24 protein-coding genes are annotated in these 19,155 nt (G+C 45.1%); 5 read left to right on the forward strand and 19 right to left on the reverse strand.

Annotation, left to right across the window (positions count from 1 at the left end; translation table 11 throughout):
* Positions 1 to 13: 13 nt before the first annotated feature.
* Positions 14 to 274 (reverse strand): hypothetical protein, encoded by a 261-nt coding sequence (locus BW944_RS07365; RefSeq protein WP_076558289.1) that lies wholly within the window; start codon positions 272 to 274, stop codon positions 14 to 16.
* A gap of 103 nt (positions 275 to 377) precedes the next feature.
* Between BW944_RS07365 and BW944_RS07370 the strand changes: the two genes are divergently transcribed.
* Both BW944_RS07370 and BW944_RS07375 read left to right on the forward strand, forming a co-directional pair.
* A complete protein-coding gene (locus BW944_RS07370) occupies positions 378 to 575 on the forward strand; it encodes a hypothetical protein (RefSeq protein WP_076558292.1) in 198 nt (65 codons plus the stop codon).
* A 140-nt stretch (positions 576 to 715) separates the two neighbouring features.
* Entirely contained in the window at positions 716 to 2,038 is a 1,323-nt protein-coding gene (locus BW944_RS07375) for an S-layer homology domain-containing protein (RefSeq protein ID WP_076558294.1), read from the forward strand.
* 51 nt (positions 2,039 to 2,089) lie between these two features.
* On the opposite strand, the gene BW944_RS07380 is transcribed toward BW944_RS07375, so the two are convergent.
* Positions 2,090 to 2,614, reverse strand: coding sequence for a GNAT family N-acetyltransferase (locus BW944_RS07380; RefSeq protein ID WP_076558296.1), 525 nt, complete (start codon positions 2,612 to 2,614; stop codon positions 2,090 to 2,092).
* Positions 2,615 to 2,765: 151 nt separating this feature from the next.
* Here BW944_RS07380 and BW944_RS07385 point away from each other — a divergent pair, with 151 nt between their 5' ends.
* On the forward strand, positions 2,766 to 3,281 hold the full coding sequence (locus BW944_RS07385) for a hypothetical protein (protein WP_076558298.1): 516 nt from the start codon (positions 2,766 to 2,768) through the stop codon (positions 3,279 to 3,281).
* A gap of 96 nt (positions 3,282 to 3,377) precedes the next feature.
* Here BW944_RS07385 and BW944_RS07390 read toward each other — a convergent pair whose 3' ends face one another.
* The 11 genes from BW944_RS07390 to BW944_RS07430 form a co-directional block, all read right to left on the reverse strand.
* The gene (locus BW944_RS07390; protein WP_076558300.1) at positions 3,378 to 4,172 is read right to left on the reverse strand and encodes a DUF4367 domain-containing protein; all 795 of its coding nucleotides are present in this window, start codon (positions 4,170 to 4,172) and stop codon (positions 3,378 to 3,380) included.
* A gap of 12 nt (positions 4,173 to 4,184) precedes the next feature.
* Positions 4,185 to 4,349, reverse strand: a complete 165-nt coding sequence (locus BW944_RS15010; protein WP_159438195.1) for a hypothetical protein — start codon at positions 4,347 to 4,349, stop codon at positions 4,185 to 4,187.
* 85 nt (positions 4,350 to 4,434) lie between these two features.
* A complete protein-coding gene (locus BW944_RS07395; RefSeq protein ID WP_076558302.1) occupies positions 4,435 to 4,644 on the reverse strand; it encodes a hypothetical protein in 210 nt (69 codons plus the stop codon).
* A gap of 305 nt (positions 4,645 to 4,949) precedes the next feature.
* Positions 4,950 to 5,456, reverse strand: a complete 507-nt coding sequence (locus BW944_RS07400) for a DUF6199 family natural product biosynthesis protein (protein WP_076558304.1) — start codon at positions 5,454 to 5,456, stop codon at positions 4,950 to 4,952.
* Between the two features lie 123 nt (positions 5,457 to 5,579).
* A complete protein-coding gene (locus tag BW944_RS07405; protein ID WP_076558306.1) occupies positions 5,580 to 6,074 on the reverse strand; it encodes a GNAT family N-acetyltransferase in 495 nt (164 codons plus the stop codon).
* Positions 6,075 to 6,193: 119 nt separating this feature from the next.
* Complete coding sequence (locus tag BW944_RS07410; protein WP_076558308.1) at positions 6,194 to 7,045, reverse strand: metallophosphoesterase; 852 nt, start codon at positions 7,043 to 7,045, stop codon at positions 6,194 to 6,196.
* Positions 7,046 to 7,256: 211 nt separating this feature from the next.
* Positions 7,257 to 8,108: a transglutaminase family protein gene (locus BW944_RS15240; RefSeq protein WP_234983137.1), complete on the reverse strand. Its 852-nt coding sequence runs from the start codon at positions 8,106 to 8,108 to the stop codon at positions 7,257 to 7,259.
* A gap of 18 nt (positions 8,109 to 8,126) precedes the next feature.
* Complete coding sequence (locus tag BW944_RS15245) at positions 8,127 to 9,092, reverse strand: alpha-E domain-containing protein (RefSeq protein WP_234983139.1); 966 nt, start codon at positions 9,090 to 9,092, stop codon at positions 8,127 to 8,129.
* On the reverse strand, positions 9,085 to 10,539 hold the full coding sequence (locus tag BW944_RS07420) for a circularly permuted type 2 ATP-grasp protein (RefSeq protein ID WP_076558310.1): 1,455 nt from the start codon (positions 10,537 to 10,539) through the stop codon (positions 9,085 to 9,087). The genes BW944_RS15245 and BW944_RS07420 overlap by 8 nt, the downstream gene beginning before the upstream one ends.
* A 74-nt stretch (positions 10,540 to 10,613) precedes the next feature.
* Complete coding sequence (locus BW944_RS07425) at positions 10,614 to 10,880, reverse strand: DUF3953 domain-containing protein (RefSeq protein WP_084193669.1); 267 nt, start codon at positions 10,878 to 10,880, stop codon at positions 10,614 to 10,616.
* 233 nt (positions 10,881 to 11,113) lie between these two features.
* Positions 11,114 to 11,581, reverse strand: a complete 468-nt coding sequence (locus tag BW944_RS07430; RefSeq protein WP_076558311.1) for a DUF4825 domain-containing protein — start codon at positions 11,579 to 11,581, stop codon at positions 11,114 to 11,116.
* An 85-nt stretch (positions 11,582 to 11,666) separates the two neighbouring features.
* Here BW944_RS07430 and BW944_RS07435 point away from each other — a divergent pair, with 85 nt between their 5' ends.
* On the forward strand, positions 11,667 to 13,613 hold the full coding sequence (locus tag BW944_RS07435; protein WP_076558313.1) for an AMP-binding protein: 1,947 nt from the start codon (positions 11,667 to 11,669) through the stop codon (positions 13,611 to 13,613).
* Between the two features lie 22 nt (positions 13,614 to 13,635).
* Here the strand turns inward: BW944_RS07435 and BW944_RS07440 are convergent, their stop codons facing one another.
* Together BW944_RS07440 and BW944_RS07445 are read right to left on the reverse strand one after the other, a co-directional pair.
* Positions 13,636 to 13,821: a CsbD family protein gene (locus tag BW944_RS07440; RefSeq protein ID WP_076558314.1), complete on the reverse strand. Its 186-nt coding sequence runs from the start codon at positions 13,819 to 13,821 to the stop codon at positions 13,636 to 13,638.
* Between the two features lie 454 nt (positions 13,822 to 14,275).
* Complete coding sequence (locus tag BW944_RS07445) at positions 14,276 to 15,181, reverse strand: formate/nitrite transporter family protein (protein WP_076558316.1); 906 nt, start codon at positions 15,179 to 15,181, stop codon at positions 14,276 to 14,278.
* 123 nt (positions 15,182 to 15,304) lie between these two features.
* Here BW944_RS07445 and BW944_RS07450 point away from each other — a divergent pair, with 123 nt between their 5' ends.
* On the forward strand, positions 15,305 to 15,634 hold the full coding sequence (locus BW944_RS07450; RefSeq protein ID WP_076558318.1) for a hypothetical protein: 330 nt from the start codon (positions 15,305 to 15,307) through the stop codon (positions 15,632 to 15,634).
* 61 nt (positions 15,635 to 15,695) lie between these two features.
* Here the strand turns inward: BW944_RS07450 and BW944_RS07455 are convergent, their stop codons facing one another.
* Genes BW944_RS07455 through BW944_RS07470 form a run of 4 tightly spaced genes read right to left on the reverse strand, consistent with a single transcriptional unit; the run spans position 15,696 to position 19,154 of the window.
* Positions 15,696 to 17,225, reverse strand: coding sequence for an acyl-CoA carboxylase subunit beta (locus tag BW944_RS07455; RefSeq protein ID WP_076558320.1), 1,530 nt, complete (start codon positions 17,223 to 17,225; stop codon positions 15,696 to 15,698).
* Positions 17,226 to 17,238: 13 nt separating this feature from the next.
* Positions 17,239 to 18,021 (reverse strand): enoyl-CoA hydratase-related protein, encoded by a 783-nt coding sequence (locus tag BW944_RS07460; protein ID WP_076558322.1) that lies wholly within the window; start codon positions 18,019 to 18,021, stop codon positions 17,239 to 17,241.
* Positions 18,022 to 18,024: 3 nt separating this feature from the next.
* A complete protein-coding gene (locus tag BW944_RS07465; protein ID WP_076558323.1) occupies positions 18,025 to 18,933 on the reverse strand; it encodes a hydroxymethylglutaryl-CoA lyase in 909 nt (302 codons plus the stop codon).
* Positions 18,934 to 18,944: 11 nt separating this feature from the next.
* The gene (locus BW944_RS07470; RefSeq protein ID WP_076558325.1) at positions 18,945 to 19,154 is read right to left on the reverse strand and encodes an acetyl-CoA carboxylase biotin carboxyl carrier protein subunit; all 210 of its coding nucleotides are present in this window, start codon (positions 19,152 to 19,154) and stop codon (positions 18,945 to 18,947) included.
* Position 19,155: the final 1 nt, after the last annotated feature.

Here is a 19,155-nt window from a genome sequence, read left to right on the forward strand (position 1 = left end):
AAATACCAGGAATTCAAAAATGGATGAAAGCAGCAACTGTCGCTCCTACTAGAAGCATCCCGCCTCTTGCTGCGTATCTTACTTTTCTCGGGATACCGAACCTTTTTTCCAGATGGTAGATGTACATAATCATCAATGCGAAACCTATCTCTCCGTTGAAGTCCTCATTTCTTCCTCTATCAAACCCTTCGGTTACGATCATTGCAAAAATCAGGCTGATCCCGAGATACCCAATCCCCATCATCCAATACAGACTTTTGTCTTCATCACTCATCAATCCCATCCTTTACAATAACCATTTTTCTTCCAAATGTATGTTATCATGAACGAAATAATGGAGAAAATCTTTTTCAGATTAATGACTTAGGAGGTACGGTATGCTGAAAAATGACAGAGTGAACGGTATCTTCGCAGCGCTCGCCCTTGTAATTTCGTATTTATTCACCGTTTACGGAATGTTACCCTTCATCACCGAAGGATGGGCGCTGCTTTTGTTTGCAGCCTTTACTCTTTTCATTGTTATAAATCTTATAAAACAAGTGAAAAGGATTAGAAGGAATGAGTGGCTACAATAAGAAGAAAATTTCATACCTCTCCCTCAAACATCTTTATCCATAAATTTTTTAAAATTAAAGGATTGAAATCTCTGGAAAAAGGGTATGTATAATTTTATGTCCAACTAAGATACATAATACATATTCGAGGAGAGGATCATTTGAAGAAGCCATTACTATCTTTACGACTTACTGTAATCACCGCTATACTTGTCGCTTTTATTACCCCGGCACCGATTACGACTTTTGCAGAGGACGAGATCGACTACGTTGCCCTTGGAGATTCACTCGCCTATGGAGTCACCCCATCCTGGGATACGGAAAGTGTTCCTGAAAATGGATATGCGGATCTATTGGCTCATCATATTGATGAACTAGGAGAACTCGACAGTTTCACGAATCAGTATTCTTATCCTGGTTACACGACTGAAGACGTGCTGAACGATCTGCAGGAAGATGTACGCATGCCTTCTGCGGAAGCCGATGACACAGGTATCCGTGCTACAGTCCGTGATGCTGACGTCATCACACTATCTGCTGGTGCTAACGATGTGCTCGAGGAATTAGCTATAGATGATAAAACGGGAGAAGTGACGTATGATCCTGAATCATTTTCCAAAAAACTCGAAGAAATCGGAGCTAACCTCGCGAACACCGTCTCTGATATCCGTTCGTTGAATCCTGAAGCTGATGTTTATGTTATGGGATACTACAACCCGTATCCTTATCTGGAAGCTGAACAGACAGAGATGTTGGACCTCGCTCTTGATGAAATGAACCGGGTGATCAGCCAGACTTCCGCTGCTACGGAAAGCACATTCGTACCTACTTCGGAAGCGATCAACCGGAATGCGAAGGACTATTTGCCGGACCCGAAAGATATCCACCCGAATGAACTCGGTCATCAGGTGATCGCCAATGAATTCTGGGAAGAAATGAAGCTCCAGGAGGCTGTCGAATTTGAAGATGTCGCTTCGGACAGTTTTGCCATCGACAGCATCGACTACCTGACCGCTAAGAAAATCATCCAGGGTTATGAAAACGGCAACTTCAAACCGGCCCAGGATGTTACCCGCGGAGAAGCGATGCTGATGCTTGACCGGAGTATCGTGCTGGATAAAGCTCAGCCAGAAGCTCCTTCTTACACTGATGTGTATGAAAGCATGGTATCTTATGAGTCCATAGCAAAACTTTCCGAGGAAGGAGTCATGGATGGATTTTTGAATAACACTTTCCGTCCAGACGATGCCCTCACCCGTGGACAGATGGCCAAGATTCTCGTCAATGCCTTTGACATGGACCCTGTTGAAACGACAGATACATTCTCTGATATCTCAGAATCCTACTGGGCCCACCCTTTCATCGAGACTCTTGCTGCCAACAACGTAACGCTCGGTTATGAAGACGGTACGTTCAAGCCGGATCAGACAGTCTCAAGACATGAACTGGCCGCATTTATCGAAAGAAGTATGACTTTGAACTGAAACACACAACACCCCTGGTCCGAAGAGATTTCTTCGGACCAGGGGTGTTGTTTAATCGGTAGGGAAGGTCGATCCATCTCCTAATCTATCGTTTGAGCCCAATGGATAGCTTCGACGTATACTTTTTTCTGCCGTTTTTTCCATATGTACAAAAATATAAGAATCTCCATTCGTCTCCTGATTGAATCGATATACTTCCCGGAACCCTGCTTTTTCATAAACACGGATGGCCCGCCCATTGAAAAGAGCGACATCAAGCGTCACAGCAGGAGAATCAAGAAATTCGAGACAGCTTTCGAGAAACCTGAGCCCTTCTCCCTGGCCGGTATGGTCCGGACGTAACCCTAGACTTATATTGGCTGCCTCGTTTTTGTAAGTCCAGGAGAAAAAACCGACAAGACTCTCCCCCTCGAATACAGAATATGTACGATTCCCTCTCTTCTTTTCATCCAGAAATTCAACGAGGTCTTCTTCGTCAGCTTCCAGATCATAAAAAGAATACACACCTTTATAATTCCAGTTATAAGCGATCTCTTCCGCTTCTTTTTGGTTCATCTTTCTGAAAAAATAGCTCATCGATCTGCTCCTTTCCAAGTTGAAATCAGTTCACCACGTTTGCCTGTTCACCTTTCACGTCTTTTACTTATTATGGTAGCATAAACAGTGAACTTATCAGCTCTGATGAAACAACAGTTATTTCGATGTCTAAAATGAAGGAGAATAGTCTATGAAGAAATGGAGAATCGCCGCTTTTCTTTTACTGGCTGTGAGTATCGCGCTAGGTATATTCGCTTTTCAAGCAGAAAGAGAAACAAAGACAATAGAGAAAGACCTGATATTACACTACACGTTTTCCCATCACAAAATGACTGAGATGTTAGGTCGTGTTGTGGATTCATTCGATGAAGAAGAAAAATTGAACGAAAACCTGCATCTTACAGATAAACATCTTGATAAACTTTCTGACGTAACCGGAAACGCTACCCCTATAGGAAAGCATGCCGCTATTCCAATAAACTTTGAAGTTTATTTTGCCAGTCCGGTATCTTCAGCACTCCAGGAAATGAAAAACAACGATAGGATTTCGGAATCCACAAAAGCTGAATTGAAAAGCTTTTACGATCAGGTCTCTGCCATTGATGAGGAATTGGAACAGCTGCACATCGAAAATGCTGGGGCGGAAGCACTCCGGCAGGAATTGAGAACGATCAATGACGAACTTGAATTGGGAAGCCCGACATAATCCGCTGTGAAAAGCCGGAGCTTCCTACTCGGAAGTTCCCTCGTCTAACCTAACCTCTAAAGAGGTGGGGGGATAGACTCCCCCGGTTGAAAACATTCATTTCATTGACTTTCCTATGGATAGAAGATCATTCTGGTCGACTTGACTATCTTTATGAGCAGTCAACTGATAAGAAACGTCTTTTTTCTCCCATACTAGAAACCTCGCTCCCTGTTCATTCACATAATATTTACCGGTGACTCCGTTAAGCTCCACTTCTTCTTTATCAGTATCAGAATTCGTATTTATAGTTGTAGCAGTTACCATCAGTGAAAGGAACTCTCCCCCTTCCGCGCCCATATAATCCACCATCATGATCGGTTGATTCGGTGATGGGCTGGTGACGTCTATACTTTTTACATCGAAAGGTAATTCAGACGGAAGACGGTAATCGAAATCGAATTGCTCTAACTCTTCCGCCACACTCTCATAAGAGAGGCCGTCCGAAGCGTAATCAATTGTCGTCTCCTCTTTTTTAAGTAGATTTTTGCTTTTTGCCTCTTCTAACAGATAATCTTCCGCTTCTTGCTTATCCTGCGTCTCGATCGCTACTCCGTTCATGTCAAAAAATATGTAATAAGGCGTGACGGGGACATCAAGGTTTTCGTATTGTTCAGTGACAGAGGTTTCTGTCATCATCTTCACTTCAGATATTAGCTTGGAGCGATCAGTCAGGGTATCGCTAAGATTTTGAAGGAACTCAGGGTTTTCGAATCCGTCCGTCTCATCATCGTAAACAATCAGACCGTTATGAACCCCCTCCTCTTCCGGGTAAAGTTTCTCTGATTCAGAACTGTCATTACAAGCTCCCAGAAATATCAGAAGTAGTACCATGCCTAATGAGCGTTTCATAAAAAACCCTCCCTATGAATTATTTTTACGTTCTGTCTTAATCGATTTTCTCACTTGCATGATTATCCCCACCAAAGACATAGTAGCGACGAAAATGAAAGCATTCGTAATACCGAGTGGTGTATAGCTTCCTACGATCAACAAAATGACTGCTCCTATAACTGATAAAAGCCCCATTCGTTCGCTCCTTTCACTGTTTCAATCCTTTTCTGCCCCAGGGATAAGCGGAAGTACAAGCTTTTAATTCACTACCGCACATAGATTACAAGTGATTATTATTCTGATTTCTTTCGTTGTCTTTCACCAGCTTATCCACTTTCGACTCGAGACGTTCCAGCCGCTTCCCTCTTTTAATGAACGACACGACTAAAGAAATAGCACCTATAATAATTGCGAGTACTATGCTCAAGAAAAATATCTGGAAAATCGCATCTCCTAGATAAAAACCGCTGTTCGCAGTGGTCAAATACATACATATCACCTCTTCACCCGAATTTTTTGATCCATCCAATCGCACCCAGGCCAATAGCAAATAATAATAAACCAAGACTTATGTAGGAAGGAAGTTCAAAAAACTGAAGTATCCCGATTGTCAAAAGTACTAGCCACATGGCTCTTAGAAAATAAAAAGCATTAATATACCTTACCTCCCTTTAACGATATTTAAAATTCCCGCTAAACATTTTGATAGACCTAGGTAACTCACCTGGTTTCAAGAGCGACAGCATCCTAAGGCATTCTGATTCTACGTTCAATATCTTGCTAACTCTCTATGTATTAAAGCAATGCTAATATACCTATGACTGCGGCAATGCCTCCTCCTACTCTGTTAGCAATCAGTACAAGTTCACTGGGTTCGGCATCTCTCAATTTCCATCCAATCTCTAAATACCATGCCGTTCTTGGAGATATAAGCAGGAAGGCTCCTATTGCAACAAAAAATATACCAGCCGGGTTCCCGGAGTCTCCATTTCCCTCCGCCGGTTCCCTGTATTGATTTTCATATTTATAGATAGCTTCTCTTGCCATACGCGATTCTTCATCAGTGAGTGTACCGGAGTCAATTATCAGATTCTTCTCTTCATTTTCTTCATAAAAATAAGTCTGACCATCCTCTAGTATAACTTCGTACTGATATCCATCTCCGGAAAGTTTCGTAAAGTGAACATCCATTGTTTCTCCATTTATCGATATCTCTTTTCCATCATTTGCAGAGACATCTTCTATAAACAATAGGAGTCCTGATATAATAAGCATCATCGTAATCAGAAAACGAAATATCATCAAATCACCCTTTTCATTCATTCTATCTAAGGAAGTTGATCCCCAAGGATTGTACGTGGATAATCCTTTTTCATTTCATGGAATAGTCAAGGTCTCTCAATATTCCCCCCACCCTACTCCTATTCAATGAGATTTACTAGTATGTCTGCATATCTCCTTTTCAAACAACACCCTGTCTTTTCCCGGGCCATCATAATCTGCAGTAACAGTAACGCCATCAACTACTTTATCTCCGTCTTTGACACGGAAACCCAGTTGCTTATGGTAAGCGATAGATGCTTTGTTCACCGGGGACGTGACAGCTTTAACCACTGATCGATTGCTCTCTGAAGCTGACTGGTAGAATGCTTCATAAAGGTTCTTTCCAACATTCTTCTTTCTGTACTCGGGATGAACACCTGCGAAATGTATGTATGCTTCTTCATTATTTGATTGAGACATGAACCCGATCAGGAAACCGATGATTTGTCCTTTTTCTTCTATAATAAAACTGCTGTCATGAAAGTGATCGAAAAACAATTTCGGCACCTTTGCTGACATTTGTCTGCCACCCCACCACTCATCAATCAGCGGGGAAAGTATGTAATAATCTTCACTTTGGACATTACGGATTTCCATGCTTATCCCTCCTCGTAGTCGCTTTCTAAGATGCTGTAAAGAAAAGGCCTACCACCTTCAATCAGCAACTCCTCTATCTGAGTTTCTTGTACCATTAAAATTTAAACCTTAAGAAGTGATCATCTTTCTGATTTCAAAGTCACGGTCACGATTTCCGGTCGATTGAAAATTCTCACTGGGATGATACTGTTCCCGAGACCTCTATTGACGATCATCGCTGTACCATCCAACATGTGTTTTCCTGATGTGTACTCAGGGAAAAACCCTTGCCCCGGTGCAAATAAACCACCGGTATAAGGAAGCCGGAATTGCCCTCCATGAGCATGGCCTGAGAAAACGACATCAAATCCATATTCCGCATAAAGAGAAATCATCTCAGGTCGATGGGCCAAAAGAATCTGGAAATCATCTTCGTTCATTTCTCCCATAGCATCCGTAATATTCTTTTTCGTTCTAGCATTTTTGGAAATGGATTCTTCTGCATTCGCCGGATCATCAATCCCCGTCATCAGAATCTCCTCACCATCTCTGGCAATTCGTTCTGTTTTGTTCCTCATCACCTGCACACCGATATCGGTTAGTTTTTCCTCGAAAGTATTGAACCTGCCGGATTCCCATTCGTGATTCCCTGTGACGTAATAGACGGGTGCAATCTGAACCAATTCTTCCATCAATATCAAACTGGGTGGTTCCTTATACTTGGTAGAATCAATCAGGTCGCCTGTAAACACAATCGAATCCGGTGCTGAACTTTCGACTTTTTGTACCAAGTCCCTTTGATTCTTTCCGAACGACTTATTGTGCAGATCGGATAGTTGAACGATTCTATATCCATCAAATGCCTGTGGTAAATCATCAGAACTTACCGTATAGTCACTTACTACAAGGGAATTATTTTGGAAATAGAAAAAGTATAATAGAAAAGGAAGTGACAGCAATACATATAGCCACTTATTTTTATGAATCTTCAACTTGCCACTCCTCTCATGCATCATTCTTTTGGAATGACCACTCTGCTTACAGCAATTTTCACCGGAGAACAACTAACCTGCTTCACTAAATTCCACACAGATGGGTGTAATTGTAATATTTTCCTCTATAAAAGTGTATCATAAAGAAAAGTAAAAGAAAAAAGTCAGGGAGCTGTCACAGACAAGCTTCCTGACTTTTTTCTTTTATGGATTACTGATCGATAAGCGTTACGTTTACTTTCACATCAAGATTCTGACCACCACCACGATAAACGCCTTGCAGTGGACTGACATCGGCATAATCACGACCGGTACCGATACGGATATGATTCTCGAGCGCTTCGACGTTATTCGTCGGATCAAGACCGACCCAACCGATTCCTGGAATCATCACTTCTACCCAGGCATGAGTCGCCGCATCCCCGACGAGTGCCGAGTTTTCACCGATATACAGATAGCCGCTCGCATAGCGGGCCGGAATCCCATTCGCCCGTAATACTGCGATCATGATATGAGCGAAATCCTGACAAACTCCGCCCTGCAATGGCCAGGCTTCATATGCTTTCGTATCAACATTTGTCGTCCACGTATTGTAGATCAACGTATCATGAACGAATTTCATCAGATCAATCGGGAACTGAACAGGGTCTGAGGGGTCACCCACGTCTTTGGTAATAGCGGCAATCTGTTCTTTGTACATGAACGTATAAGGCGTTTCGTTCAAAAAAGCAAGGTAGTGTTTCCGAAATAAACTGGAGTGGAAAATCTCTTTCATTTCATCAGAGTAATGAATCATGGAAATCAATGGACTTTTCTGGATGCTTACTGTCGACATCGTTTTCACAGTCAAGTGCTCATGCTTCTCCGGAATAAAGAACGTTTCCACATGGTTGCCCCACATATCCAGATGTTCTTTCGTCATGGAAAGAGGGGTAATTTCCGTCTTGTACGCCAGCACTCTCTGACATTCATCAGAACGGGGTTTCAGTCTGATATGGTTCATACTTTGGTCTACGAAATTATCATAATTAATGGTATTCGTATGTTCAATTTGATATTTCATCGAATATTCTGCTCCCTTTCATCTCACTGGTGTCGGTGCTGAGAGGTAATACGTCTCCATAAACACACTGCTCAGCGCGGTGCATTGTTTCTGGAAATGATCAAGAAACACCATAAGCTCTTCCATATTCATCTCATGGATCGAGGTCTCATTGATTTCTGTTCCGATAATCTCCAGAAGACGAAACAGCTCTTCTGAATAATGACGCACATCCCCGCCTTCAAGTTCTTTGACCGCTTCTTCAATGTGCTTCATGCAATAAGCGATGGACCTTGGAAAGGATTCTTCACGAATAAGGAAATCAAGCACATAGGCGGAATCCATTGTAGGAGGATGCTCCTTGATAAAGGAATCGTACCCATTCAAAAATCGAAGGGCCGCAAGCCAGTAATAATAATTATCGGCCGTATGCTGCAGTTCTTCACGTTTCTGTTTTTCACAGATGACATTGAGGATACGCGCCGTTTTCTCAGCGCGTTCGAGCCACTTGCCGACTTTGATGAATGTATAAGGTATCCCCCGACTCATCGTGGATTCGATGACGCCCTGGGCCGTCATCGATGTTCGGGTAATCGTTTTCAAATAATCTTTCGTGCGGGACAGCGTGTCCATATGGTCAGAATTGTCTTGATAATCAAGATGGAATTCATTAAGTACTTCCCATAACTCAGTGGGAACGATATCCCTCGTAGTTTTCGCATTATCCCTTGCGATACTCATACATACTTCTATCGAATTAGGATTGATAGGGCTGGTGGTCAAATACTCGATCATCGTCCCTCGCTCCATACGGGAATAACGAGTCATATAGTCTTCATACGACGCACAGATCTCAAGCACTTCTTCCCAGTCCCGGTCTAATATATTCCGATCGGCAGCTTCAAGCATGTGGATCAGCTGTACATTCAATACACGGGCATTGTTCTCCGATCGTTCCAGATTCCTGGCCATCCAATACAGGGCATCTGCTGTTCTGCTAAGCATTCACACCGCCCCCTTCCGAGAGAATCCACGTATCTTTTCCGCCGCCGCCCTGGGATGAGTTCACGACGAGTGAGCCTTCCTTCAAAGCTACACGCGACAATCCTCCAGGTAGAACATTCATCTCCTTGCCGTTCATAACGAACACACGAAGATCTACGTGACACGGATAAACCCGGCCGCTCTGATAAGCAGGTGCGCGGGATAATTTAATGGTAGGCTGGGCTATATACTGATGGGGCTCCTGGGTGATCTTTTCCCGGAAGACCTCTCTTTCCTCTTCTGTGGACTGAGGTCCGATCAGCATATCATACCCTCCTGAGGCACCGACATTTTTGATGACCAGGTCCTTCATGTTACGTAGCACGTAATCAAGTCTCTCCGGGTCACTCAGAAAATACGTTTCCACATTAGGGATCAGCGGTTCTTCCCCAAGATAAAAACGGATCATATCCGGCACATATACATACATCGCTTTATCATCGGCGATCCCGTTCCCTATTCCGTTAAGGATGGCGACATTCCCTTTCTTATATGCATTAAGAAGCCCACTGACGCCCAGGGTGGAATCCGGACGAAAAGCATCGGGATCGAGAAAATCATCGTCGATCCTGCGATAAATGATATCCACAAGTTTCAGTCCCCGGATCGTTTTCATGTAGACCACGTCATCCTGCACAAGCAGATCTCTACCTTCGACAAGTTCAATCCCCATTTGCTGCGCGAGGAACATATGATCATAATAAGCGGAATTATAACTGCCCGGAGTCAAAAGCACGGCCGTCGCTTCTCCCTCACATCCATCCGGCACATGACTCATCACTGCCTGGTGCAGCTCGGAAATCTGATGCTCGAGTGTACAGATCGAGTGATTGAAAAACAGTTCCGGATAAACCTGGCGCATAACGTAACGGTTCTGGAAGACATAGGACATGCCCGACGGGTTCCGAAGATTATCTTCTAGTACTCTGTACTGTCCGTACTCGTCCCGGATCAGGTCGACACCTGAAAGGAAAATATGATTTTGAAGAGGGATATTGATTCCAGCCACCTGATCATAATAGTAATAGGGATTATTTTCGACGAGATCTCTAGGTATAACTCCTTCATCTACGATTCTTTGTTCATTATAAATATCTTCGAGAAACAGATTAAGTGCCTTCATCCGTTGCTTCATCCCGGTTTCTATCGTATCCCATTCCTTTTCGGGGATGATGATCGGAATGAAATCAAAAGGCATCGTCCTCTCCAATTGATTTCCTTGATTATAAACGGTGAACGTAATGCCCTGCCTCAAAAAATTAAGCTGGGCAGTCTCGTGCTTTTCCATAAGTTCCTGTTCGGAAAACTCTTGCACCAGTTGATAAAACCACTGGTAATGAGGTTTCGGAGTTGCGTCTGGCTGCATCATCTCATCAAAAAATATTCCGGTTTGATAATCTTTGAGCACCGGGGTCTCCTCCCATCCTGTGAACGAAACTTTAGAATTTTATAAATAGTTACCTATATACCCTTCTCTGTAAATTATAAATCTCTCTCCATGAAAAATACCTGCATAGAAACGATAAGACAAAAGACGGCTACACCAAATGAGGCAAAACTCCAGAACTTTTTCCCTTTTTCAAAATCATCGATTCCGGTGATCATCAGGACCCCGGAAAGACCGAGAAGCATGAGATACTGATACCTGAAATCTCCGGTGATCAACCCATACAGTGCTAGGAAGATCGTTCCCGCAAAAAAGATGAAGCGAATCGATATTTCTATTATACCACCTTTCCTGATTTTCATACCTCAACATCCTTCAAAATAATTCCACCACTACGAGGATCAAAAAGATAGTCAGAATCGTGACGTTCACAAATCCCAGAACTTTCCGCCCGTCTGAGAAGTCACGTATGGCATTCAGAGTGAACAGGATCGGTATCACAATCAATAAGACATCATTACATCCGTGAACATTGTTATTAAAAAATAAACGAGAAACACGATACCGAGTACAAGACTGATCAGGTTGATGACCTTTAATTTATCCATCCATTAACTTCCTCCCATTCTTTTTCAGTCGTGACATCATCAAAATCCTTTTCGTATTCTTCTTCTAATTTTTCTTTTGAGTAGGAATAGGTCTCGGATCCAACATTAATATCTACCATTTCTACATTATCGATCAATATGAATGATTTCACTGCATTTTCAAGCATCCAATCCCCGGTCTCTCCGACGGAAGCGTTATCGTACTGGACCGCTAGCCCATATGGTTCGGCTTTCGTTTGCAGCTCAATCATTTCTACTGAACCACCATTTTCCAAAGCATTCACAATAGTCGTCACACCGCTATTGTTACCAATGAGGGTTCCTTCCTGGTCAATTAATGAAATTGCTTGAGTGTCACTTCTGCAACCTGCTAGCAATCCCATAACAAAAGCTATGATCACTATTTTTTTCACGACTTCTCCCCCTCTTCCATACTGGTATTTTAATCGTACCATACACATTCTTTCCTGTGGCAGTTTCTTCTTTTCCCTGATTTCGATATAATGAATGTAAGCGGTTACCAAAAGGAGGAAAGATTCTATGACTACATACGAAGACGTTTGGATCCCCTCAGAAGAAAGTAAACAGGCGACCAGACTTTACCAATGGATGAAAAGACTTGGATATAATGACTATGAAGCATTCCGGCAGCAGACGGTGACGGATATTTCCTGGTTCTGGGATGAAGCGATGAAAGAAATCGGCTACGAGTGGTTCACCCCTTACGAAGAAACACTCGATCTCTCTAAGGGCATCCCCCACCCGAACTGGTTTCTCGGGGGAACGACGAATGCAACACTTAACGCCCTTGATAAATGGACGAAAGATGAAAAGAAAAAGAACGAGATAGCATTGTTCTGGGAAGGGGACAACGGCGATAAGCGAAAGTACACTTATCAGGAACTTGAAGAAGAAGTGAACGGCTTCGCAAAAGGGTTACAGAAGCTTGGCATCAACGAAGGAGATATCGTCACCCTTTACCTGCCGATGCTTCCGGAGACGTTGATCAGTATGCTTGCCATTTCCAAAATAGGAGCGGTATTCTCCCCCGCTTTCTCCGGATATAAGGCGGAGGCAGTGAAGACGAGAATCGATGCTTCCGGGGCGAAAGCGATGATAACGGCAGACGGCTTTTACAGAAGAGGAAAAACAGTAGAAATGAAACAAGAAGCCGACCTTGCTGCTGAAGGTTCCGCGACACTTGAACACGTCATCGTCGTCTCGCGTTCCGGACAAGCCTATGAAAAAAGGGAGCGGGACATCCGGTTTGAAGATGTCAAAGAGGCAAATGCAAAAGTGGATACGATAGAGAAACAGGCGGACGACCCGTTCATGCTCCTTTATACGTCCGGAACCACTGGCAAACCTAAAGGCGCGGTACATACCCATGCCGGGTTCCCTGCAAAAGCCGCTTTTGATGCCGGTGTCTGTATGGACGTCGGTCAAGACGACACACTGTTCTGGTTTACGGACATGGGCTGGATGATGGGTCCTTTCCTCGTCTACGGCGGACTTGTAAATGGAGCGTCGATCGTCATGTTTGAAGGCACACCGGATTATCCGGAGCCCGATCGATTGTGGGAGCTCGTAGATCGGTATCAGGTCACTCATCTCGGCATTTCCCCCACCCTCGTCCGCGGGATGATGAAACACGGCGAATCCTGGGTGGAGCGTCATGACCTTTCTTCCCTCCGTGTCATAGGCTCCACAGGTGAACCATGGAACCCGGAACCATGGCACTGGCTCTACCGGCATGTAGGAAAAGAACAGGTGCCGATTTTCAATTATTCCGGAGGTACGGAAATATCCGGGGGGATGCTCGGGAACGTCCTCGTCAAGCCGATTCAGCCCGTCACCTTCAACGCAGCACTGCCAGGAATGGATGTGGATGTCTATGATACCGAGGGGAACTCTTTATCCGGAGATGTAGGGGAACTCGTGCTGAAACAGCCGTGGGTCGGTATGACGAAGAGCTTCTATAAAGACGACGATCGCTATCACCGCACGTATTGGGACAGATTTCCGGACACGTGGGTACACGGGGACTGGGCTACGGTGGATGACAAAGGCTATTTCCAGATCACCGGTCGCTCCGATGATGTTTTGAACGTCGCAGGGAAACGGATCGGACCTTCGGAAATCGAATCCGTCCTCGTCGAACATGAAGATGTCGTAGAAGCGGGTGTTATTGGTGCTCCGCATGAAGTGAAGGGAGAAGAAGCGATAGGATTCGTCGTAGTGAAAAATGGAAATTCTGATCAGCTGACGGAAGAGCTTACAGAGCTCCTCGTTGAAAAAATGGGCAAAGCGATGGCTCCGAAAAAAGTGTATATCGTCAGTGATCTTCCAAAGACCCGTAATGCGAAAGTGATGCGCCGTGCTATCAAGTCCGCTTATCTTAATCAGGAGAGCGGAGATTTGAGCGCGCTCGAGAATCCGGAAACGGTAGAGGAGATCCGCAACATCGGTGCTAATATCCATAAATAAGAGTCTGCCCGCGGGCAGACTCTTATTTATCTTTATCTTCTTTCGCTTTTCCTATCTCTTCCTGCACATTACCTTTTGCTTTGTGTTTCTGTCCTTCTTTCTGAAGATCCGGATCATCTGTCGCATTACCTGCCTGATCCTTCGCTTCCCCTTTGACTTTGTTGACGACACCTTTAACTTTCTCGCTCATGCCTTTTTTATCTGCCATCATTAGCCTCCTATTCATTGGTTCTTACTAATGGTTTTCCCTGATACCGTTTCGTTTAATCATGGCTACCCTGAAAATAAATATTCAGGCGGACGCTTATCCAGAGGCAACGCTTCAGCCTCCTCGTTTCACTGCGGGGTCTTCAGCTGCCCGAGTTCCCGTCGGAGTCGCCGCCTTTCTCTGCATCCATTCTAAAAACACATACCATAAACAGCGTTCAAGAATTTTCATAGATCATGGTGCAAACGCCTTTGTATGAACGTCTCTGTTAAAGCCTGTTGTTGATTTAAAAACGAAGGGTGGAGACGCCTGCGGGATGAGCATGAACGGAAAATCACCGGAATCGACCGTAGGGAGATTCCGGAAGTTGACGTCATGCCCGCGGCAAGCTTCCACCCGTAGAGATGAAAATCAACAAGGAATGATAACAGAGCGTTAATCATAAGTGATTCTTCTATTTTTTATTATTTCCGTTTCCAAGTGAGGTCTGGATATCTTCCTTGTAAGCGTAAGAGAATAACAATGATACAAGAATTCCTCCTCCGATCAGGTTACCGATACTCGCAGGTACCAGATTGAAGAAAATATATTCATACCATGTATACTGATCCGTAGCAAGGATCCCCATACTGAAATAACCCATGTTGGCAGCACTGTGCTGGAAATTACCCGCGACGAACAAAATGACCGGAAGAGTCGTACCCAGGATTTTCCCGGTGATATCACGAGCCGCTGTCGCGAGGAACGCTGCCATCCCGATCAACCAGTTGGCTAATATTCCGGATACCAGTATTTCGAACCATCCCACTACACCATAGTCCATGAACTTCATTTTTTTATCAAGATACATCGCCAGTTCCGTATAGAAAGGATCCGATAGAGAACCCGACATCTGTATAAGGACGCCGACACCGAATGCGCCGATCATATTGCCGAGATATGTCGCGAACCAGAATTTATAGATGTTGACTTTCATCAATCCGGCCTTGTTGAAAAGGTAGGAAGGCAAAAGCACATTGACTTCCGTAAATAGTACGGAACCTGAAATGAACACCATGGCGTACCCGGCGGCGAAGCCGAGACCGGACATCAGGTAAAAGAGTCCTTCCGCTTCGATATCAATCGCAAGTAATATGGAAAAAATGGCACCGAAAGTCATAAACGACCCTGCGGTCAGAGCCAGCAAAAATTGACCCGAAGGCTGTTTATTCAAATGATCGCGGCCTTTTTCTCCGAATTCTTCCACTATTTGCGAAGGTATATAAAATTGACGTCCTGGACGGTCAATCTTTTCTGAAGACCCCTCTGTTTCCTTGTTTTCTTTTTCTTCTTTTGTTTTCATGCTTTCATTATCATCCATCCTCATCCCCCCGATAACGACCTGTACCCTAACTTTTTTCTTATTAATCCATAGGCTTACTGTTGCTAACTGAAGTTACTTTCTTTATTCTTTATATTACTACTGAAAAAGGGGGACATTGGCGTGAATGAAGTTATCGGCTATATCGTTATCACTTTGTTTATGGGTGGTCTTATGTATAGTTTGTTTCACCATATTTCCCTTTTCAGCACACTCAAAAATGCATCCGGCAATAGTCGTGCACTGCTCGCTGCTTACCTTTCCACAATTGCGATCGCCGGGTTTCTGATTGCCTTTTTATGGAATATCGGTATTTATGCCGGTTTCCTTCCCTCCTCCGTTATCTCTGGCAGTGTCGCGAACGCAGCCTGTTTCCTGTTTGTCGGTCTCCTGGTCATATCAAAGTTTTTCGTCGCTCCACGCGAACATTTTTCTCTTACAAAACATGACTAAGAAGAATGTTAAATGAACAAAAGACCGCTCCCTGGAAATACGCAGGGAAACGGTCTTTTCTTTATACAGGGTAAATGCCATGTTTACGTTCAGTGAACGAAAAGTTTTTATCTTCATACATATCAAATCTTTTCACAAGTTCATCTCTTAACTGATCAGGCTGGACGATGTCATCGATCACCATCTCCGAAGCCAGACGGTAGATGTCGATATTCTCTTTATACTCTTCATGTTTCTCTTTGATAAACGATGGCCGTTCTTCTACCGGGAGTTCCGCGATTTTGTTCGCATACACGGCATTCACGGCAGCTTCTGGTCCCATTACCGCGATTTGAGCACTCGGTAAGGCTAGGCACGCATCAGGTTCGAATGCCGGACCGGCCATCGCATAAAGCCCGGCTCCATACGCTTTTCTTACAATGACGGAGATCTTCGGAACCGTCGCCTCACTCATCGCCGCCAGCATCTTGGCTCCGTGACGGATGATACCTGCCTGCTCGACCCGGGTTCCGATCATGAATCCGGGGATGTCGGCGAGGAAAAGAAGCGGAATGTTGAAGGCATCACATAATTGCATGAACTTAGCCGCTTTATCCGCGGAGTCCGGAAAGAGTACTCCTCCCTTGGCTCGAGGCTGATTGGCGATGACTCCCACCGACCTTCCGTCTATCCTGGCCAGACCTGTAATCAGTTCGGGAGCGAATTTCTTCTTGATTTCACAGAATGAATCTTCATCAATCAGCCGATTGATCAGTTCATACATATCAAACGGAGCATTCTGATTATCGGGGATGAGCTCTTCTACCGATTTTTCGAAAGAAGCGGGCCCCTTCCCTTCTTCGTGCCCGGGCTTGCTTCTGAAATTCGCAGGGAAATAACTTAAGTAACGACGGGCGAACTGGATCGCTTCTTCTTCATTCTCAGCAAGTACATCGCCGCACCCGGAGACCGAGCAGTGCATATTCGCGCCTCCCATTTCTTCCAAGGATACCTTTTCTCCGATCACCTTTTCCGCCATGCGCGGGGAGCCGAGGTACATGGAAGCGTTACCGTCCACCATGACGACGATGTCACAGAACGCCGGTATGTATGCTCCTCCGGCTGCCGATGGTCCGAATAACAGACATACCTGAGGCACGCGTCCGGACATTTTGATCTGGTTATGGAAGATACGCCCGGCCCCGCGGCGATTCGGGAACATCTCCACCTGGTCGGTAATCCGGGCGCCCGCGGAGTCGACGAGGTACAGCATCGGAATTTCAAGTTTCAGAGCTGTCTCCTGGATCCGTATGATTTTTTCCACAGTATGCGCGCCCCACGAGCCTGCTTTCACCGTGGAATCATTGGCCATTACACATACTTTCTCTCCATTGATTCGCCCGATTCCTGTGACGACTCCGTCCGCCGGAAGACCTTTTTCCTGATTATTGGCGAAAAACGCATCCTCGACGTCGATATTATCGTCAAATAGCTTCTCCAGCCGATCCCGGACGAACATTTTACCCTTCTCTTCATTCTTCTCGTGGTATTTTTCCAGTCCACCGGAAGCTATTTGTTCTTTAGCTTCTTTCAGCCTTTGATTCTCTGCCAATTGTACTCCTCCTTCATTCTCCTCTGTAGTGAGGCTTCCGTTTTTCAGAAAAAGCCTGCAACCCTTCTTTCCGGTCTTTTGTCGGTATGGTTCTTCTATATGAGTCGCTTTCCTTCTTCAAACCTTCTTCAAGACTTTTTTCGATCCCGGAATCTATCGCTGTTTTCGCTTCCCGTATTGCTATCGGTCCATTTCGTGCTATCGTCCCTGCAAGCTCGAGTGCCTCGTCCATAAGGAACTGAGGGTCATGCATATACTCTGCAATTCCAAGGCTATAAGCCCGCTCCGCCTCTACCGGTCTCGCCGTGTAGATCATCGCTTTCGCATTTCCTTTTCCTATCAGCCGGGATAGCCGTTGTGTTCCGCCTGCTCCAGGGATGATCGCGAGCGATGTTTCCGTCAGACCGACACGGGTGACAGAACTGATCATACGCAAGTCACAGGCAAGAGCGAGTTCCAGTCCTCCTCCGAACGCCACACCGTTCATCACGGCGATGACAGGCACAGGGAGCGCCTCGACCATTTTCACCGTATCGCCTATTTTTTCCACCGTCTCTATGACTTCCTCATCGTCCATCCCTTTTCTCTCTTTCAGATCGGCTCCGGCACAAAAGGCTTTGGCTCCACTGCCTGTAAGCAAAACGACTCGAACGTTTCTGTCACTTTCTATGAATTTCACCGCTTCCTGAAGTTCATCAAGCATCTGATGCGAAAGCGAGTTCGCTGCGTCCGGCCGGTTCAGTGTCACAATCACTGCATACTCATCAGCTCTATCTATCGTCACTGTCTTCGCCATCACTCATCCTCCTTTCCTATTCGCTATCTGAACCCGGTGGCTCGGAAGCTCTCCGTGCACCTTTTCCTGGATGTAGGCGGCTGCGTCCGCCAGCTTTTCTTCATCAATCCCGGTCTCGATTCCCATTCGTGAAAGCATGTGCACAAGATCGTCGGTGGCGAGATTCCCGCTAGCGCCTTCTGCATAGGGACAGCCTCCAAGGCCGCCTAACGAACTGTCAAAAATCGTGATGCCGTGATTGAGCGACACGAGAACGTTAGCCAGGGCCATTCCCGACGTATTATGAAAATGCATGGCTGTTCTGGAAAAGGGCAGGCGTCCGCTCATCGCTGTAAGAAATTCGTCGACTTGTTTCGGATCTGCCACTCCGATCGTGTCTCCGAGCGATAGCTCATCAATTCCCATTTCCAACAGACGTTCACTTACACGGAAGACCGCTTCCGGATCTATGTCCCCCTCATAAGGACAGCCGAAGACCGTAGATACGTAGCCCCTTACTGTTTTTCCGGCCTGTTTCGCTTCCTGTACGACTTCTTCCAATACAGGGTACGTTTCTGTAATCGATTTGTTTATATTCTTCTGATTATGTGTTTCACTTGCGGACATGAACACACTGACTTCATCCACGTTCTTCTCTATAGCAGCCCCCAGCCCTTTGCGGTTGGGCACGAGAGCTGCATACGTCACACCCGGATCACGACGGATCGCTCCAGCGACTTCCCGCGCATCCTTCAGTTGCGGGATCCATTTCGGATGGACGAAAGAAGAAATTTCGATATAGCGGAGTCCTGTTTCTGATAAGCGGTTGATCCACTCGACTTTATCAGCAGTCGCCACTTCTTCCGATTGATTCTGCAAACCATCGCGCGGACCGACTTCCCTTATCGTTACCTGTTTCGGCAATTGCAGCATAAGCGCCTCCCCTATTCCAATATGGCCAGAATATCTCCTTCATTTACGAAATCCCCTTCAGCTACTTTCACTTCCGTCACTTTCCCTGTCATTTCAGCAGGAATCGGTATCTCCATTTTCATCGATTCGAGAATAGCTACATCTTCTCCCTGGTTGATTTCATCTCCCTGTGATACGTTCATTTTCCATACACTTCCTGCCATCGATGCTTTCACTTCCATC

It is taken from the genome of Salimicrobium flavidum, assembly GCF_900156645.1.
Lineage (GTDB): Bacteria > Bacillota > Bacilli > Bacillales > Halobacillaceae > Salimicrobium > Salimicrobium flavidum.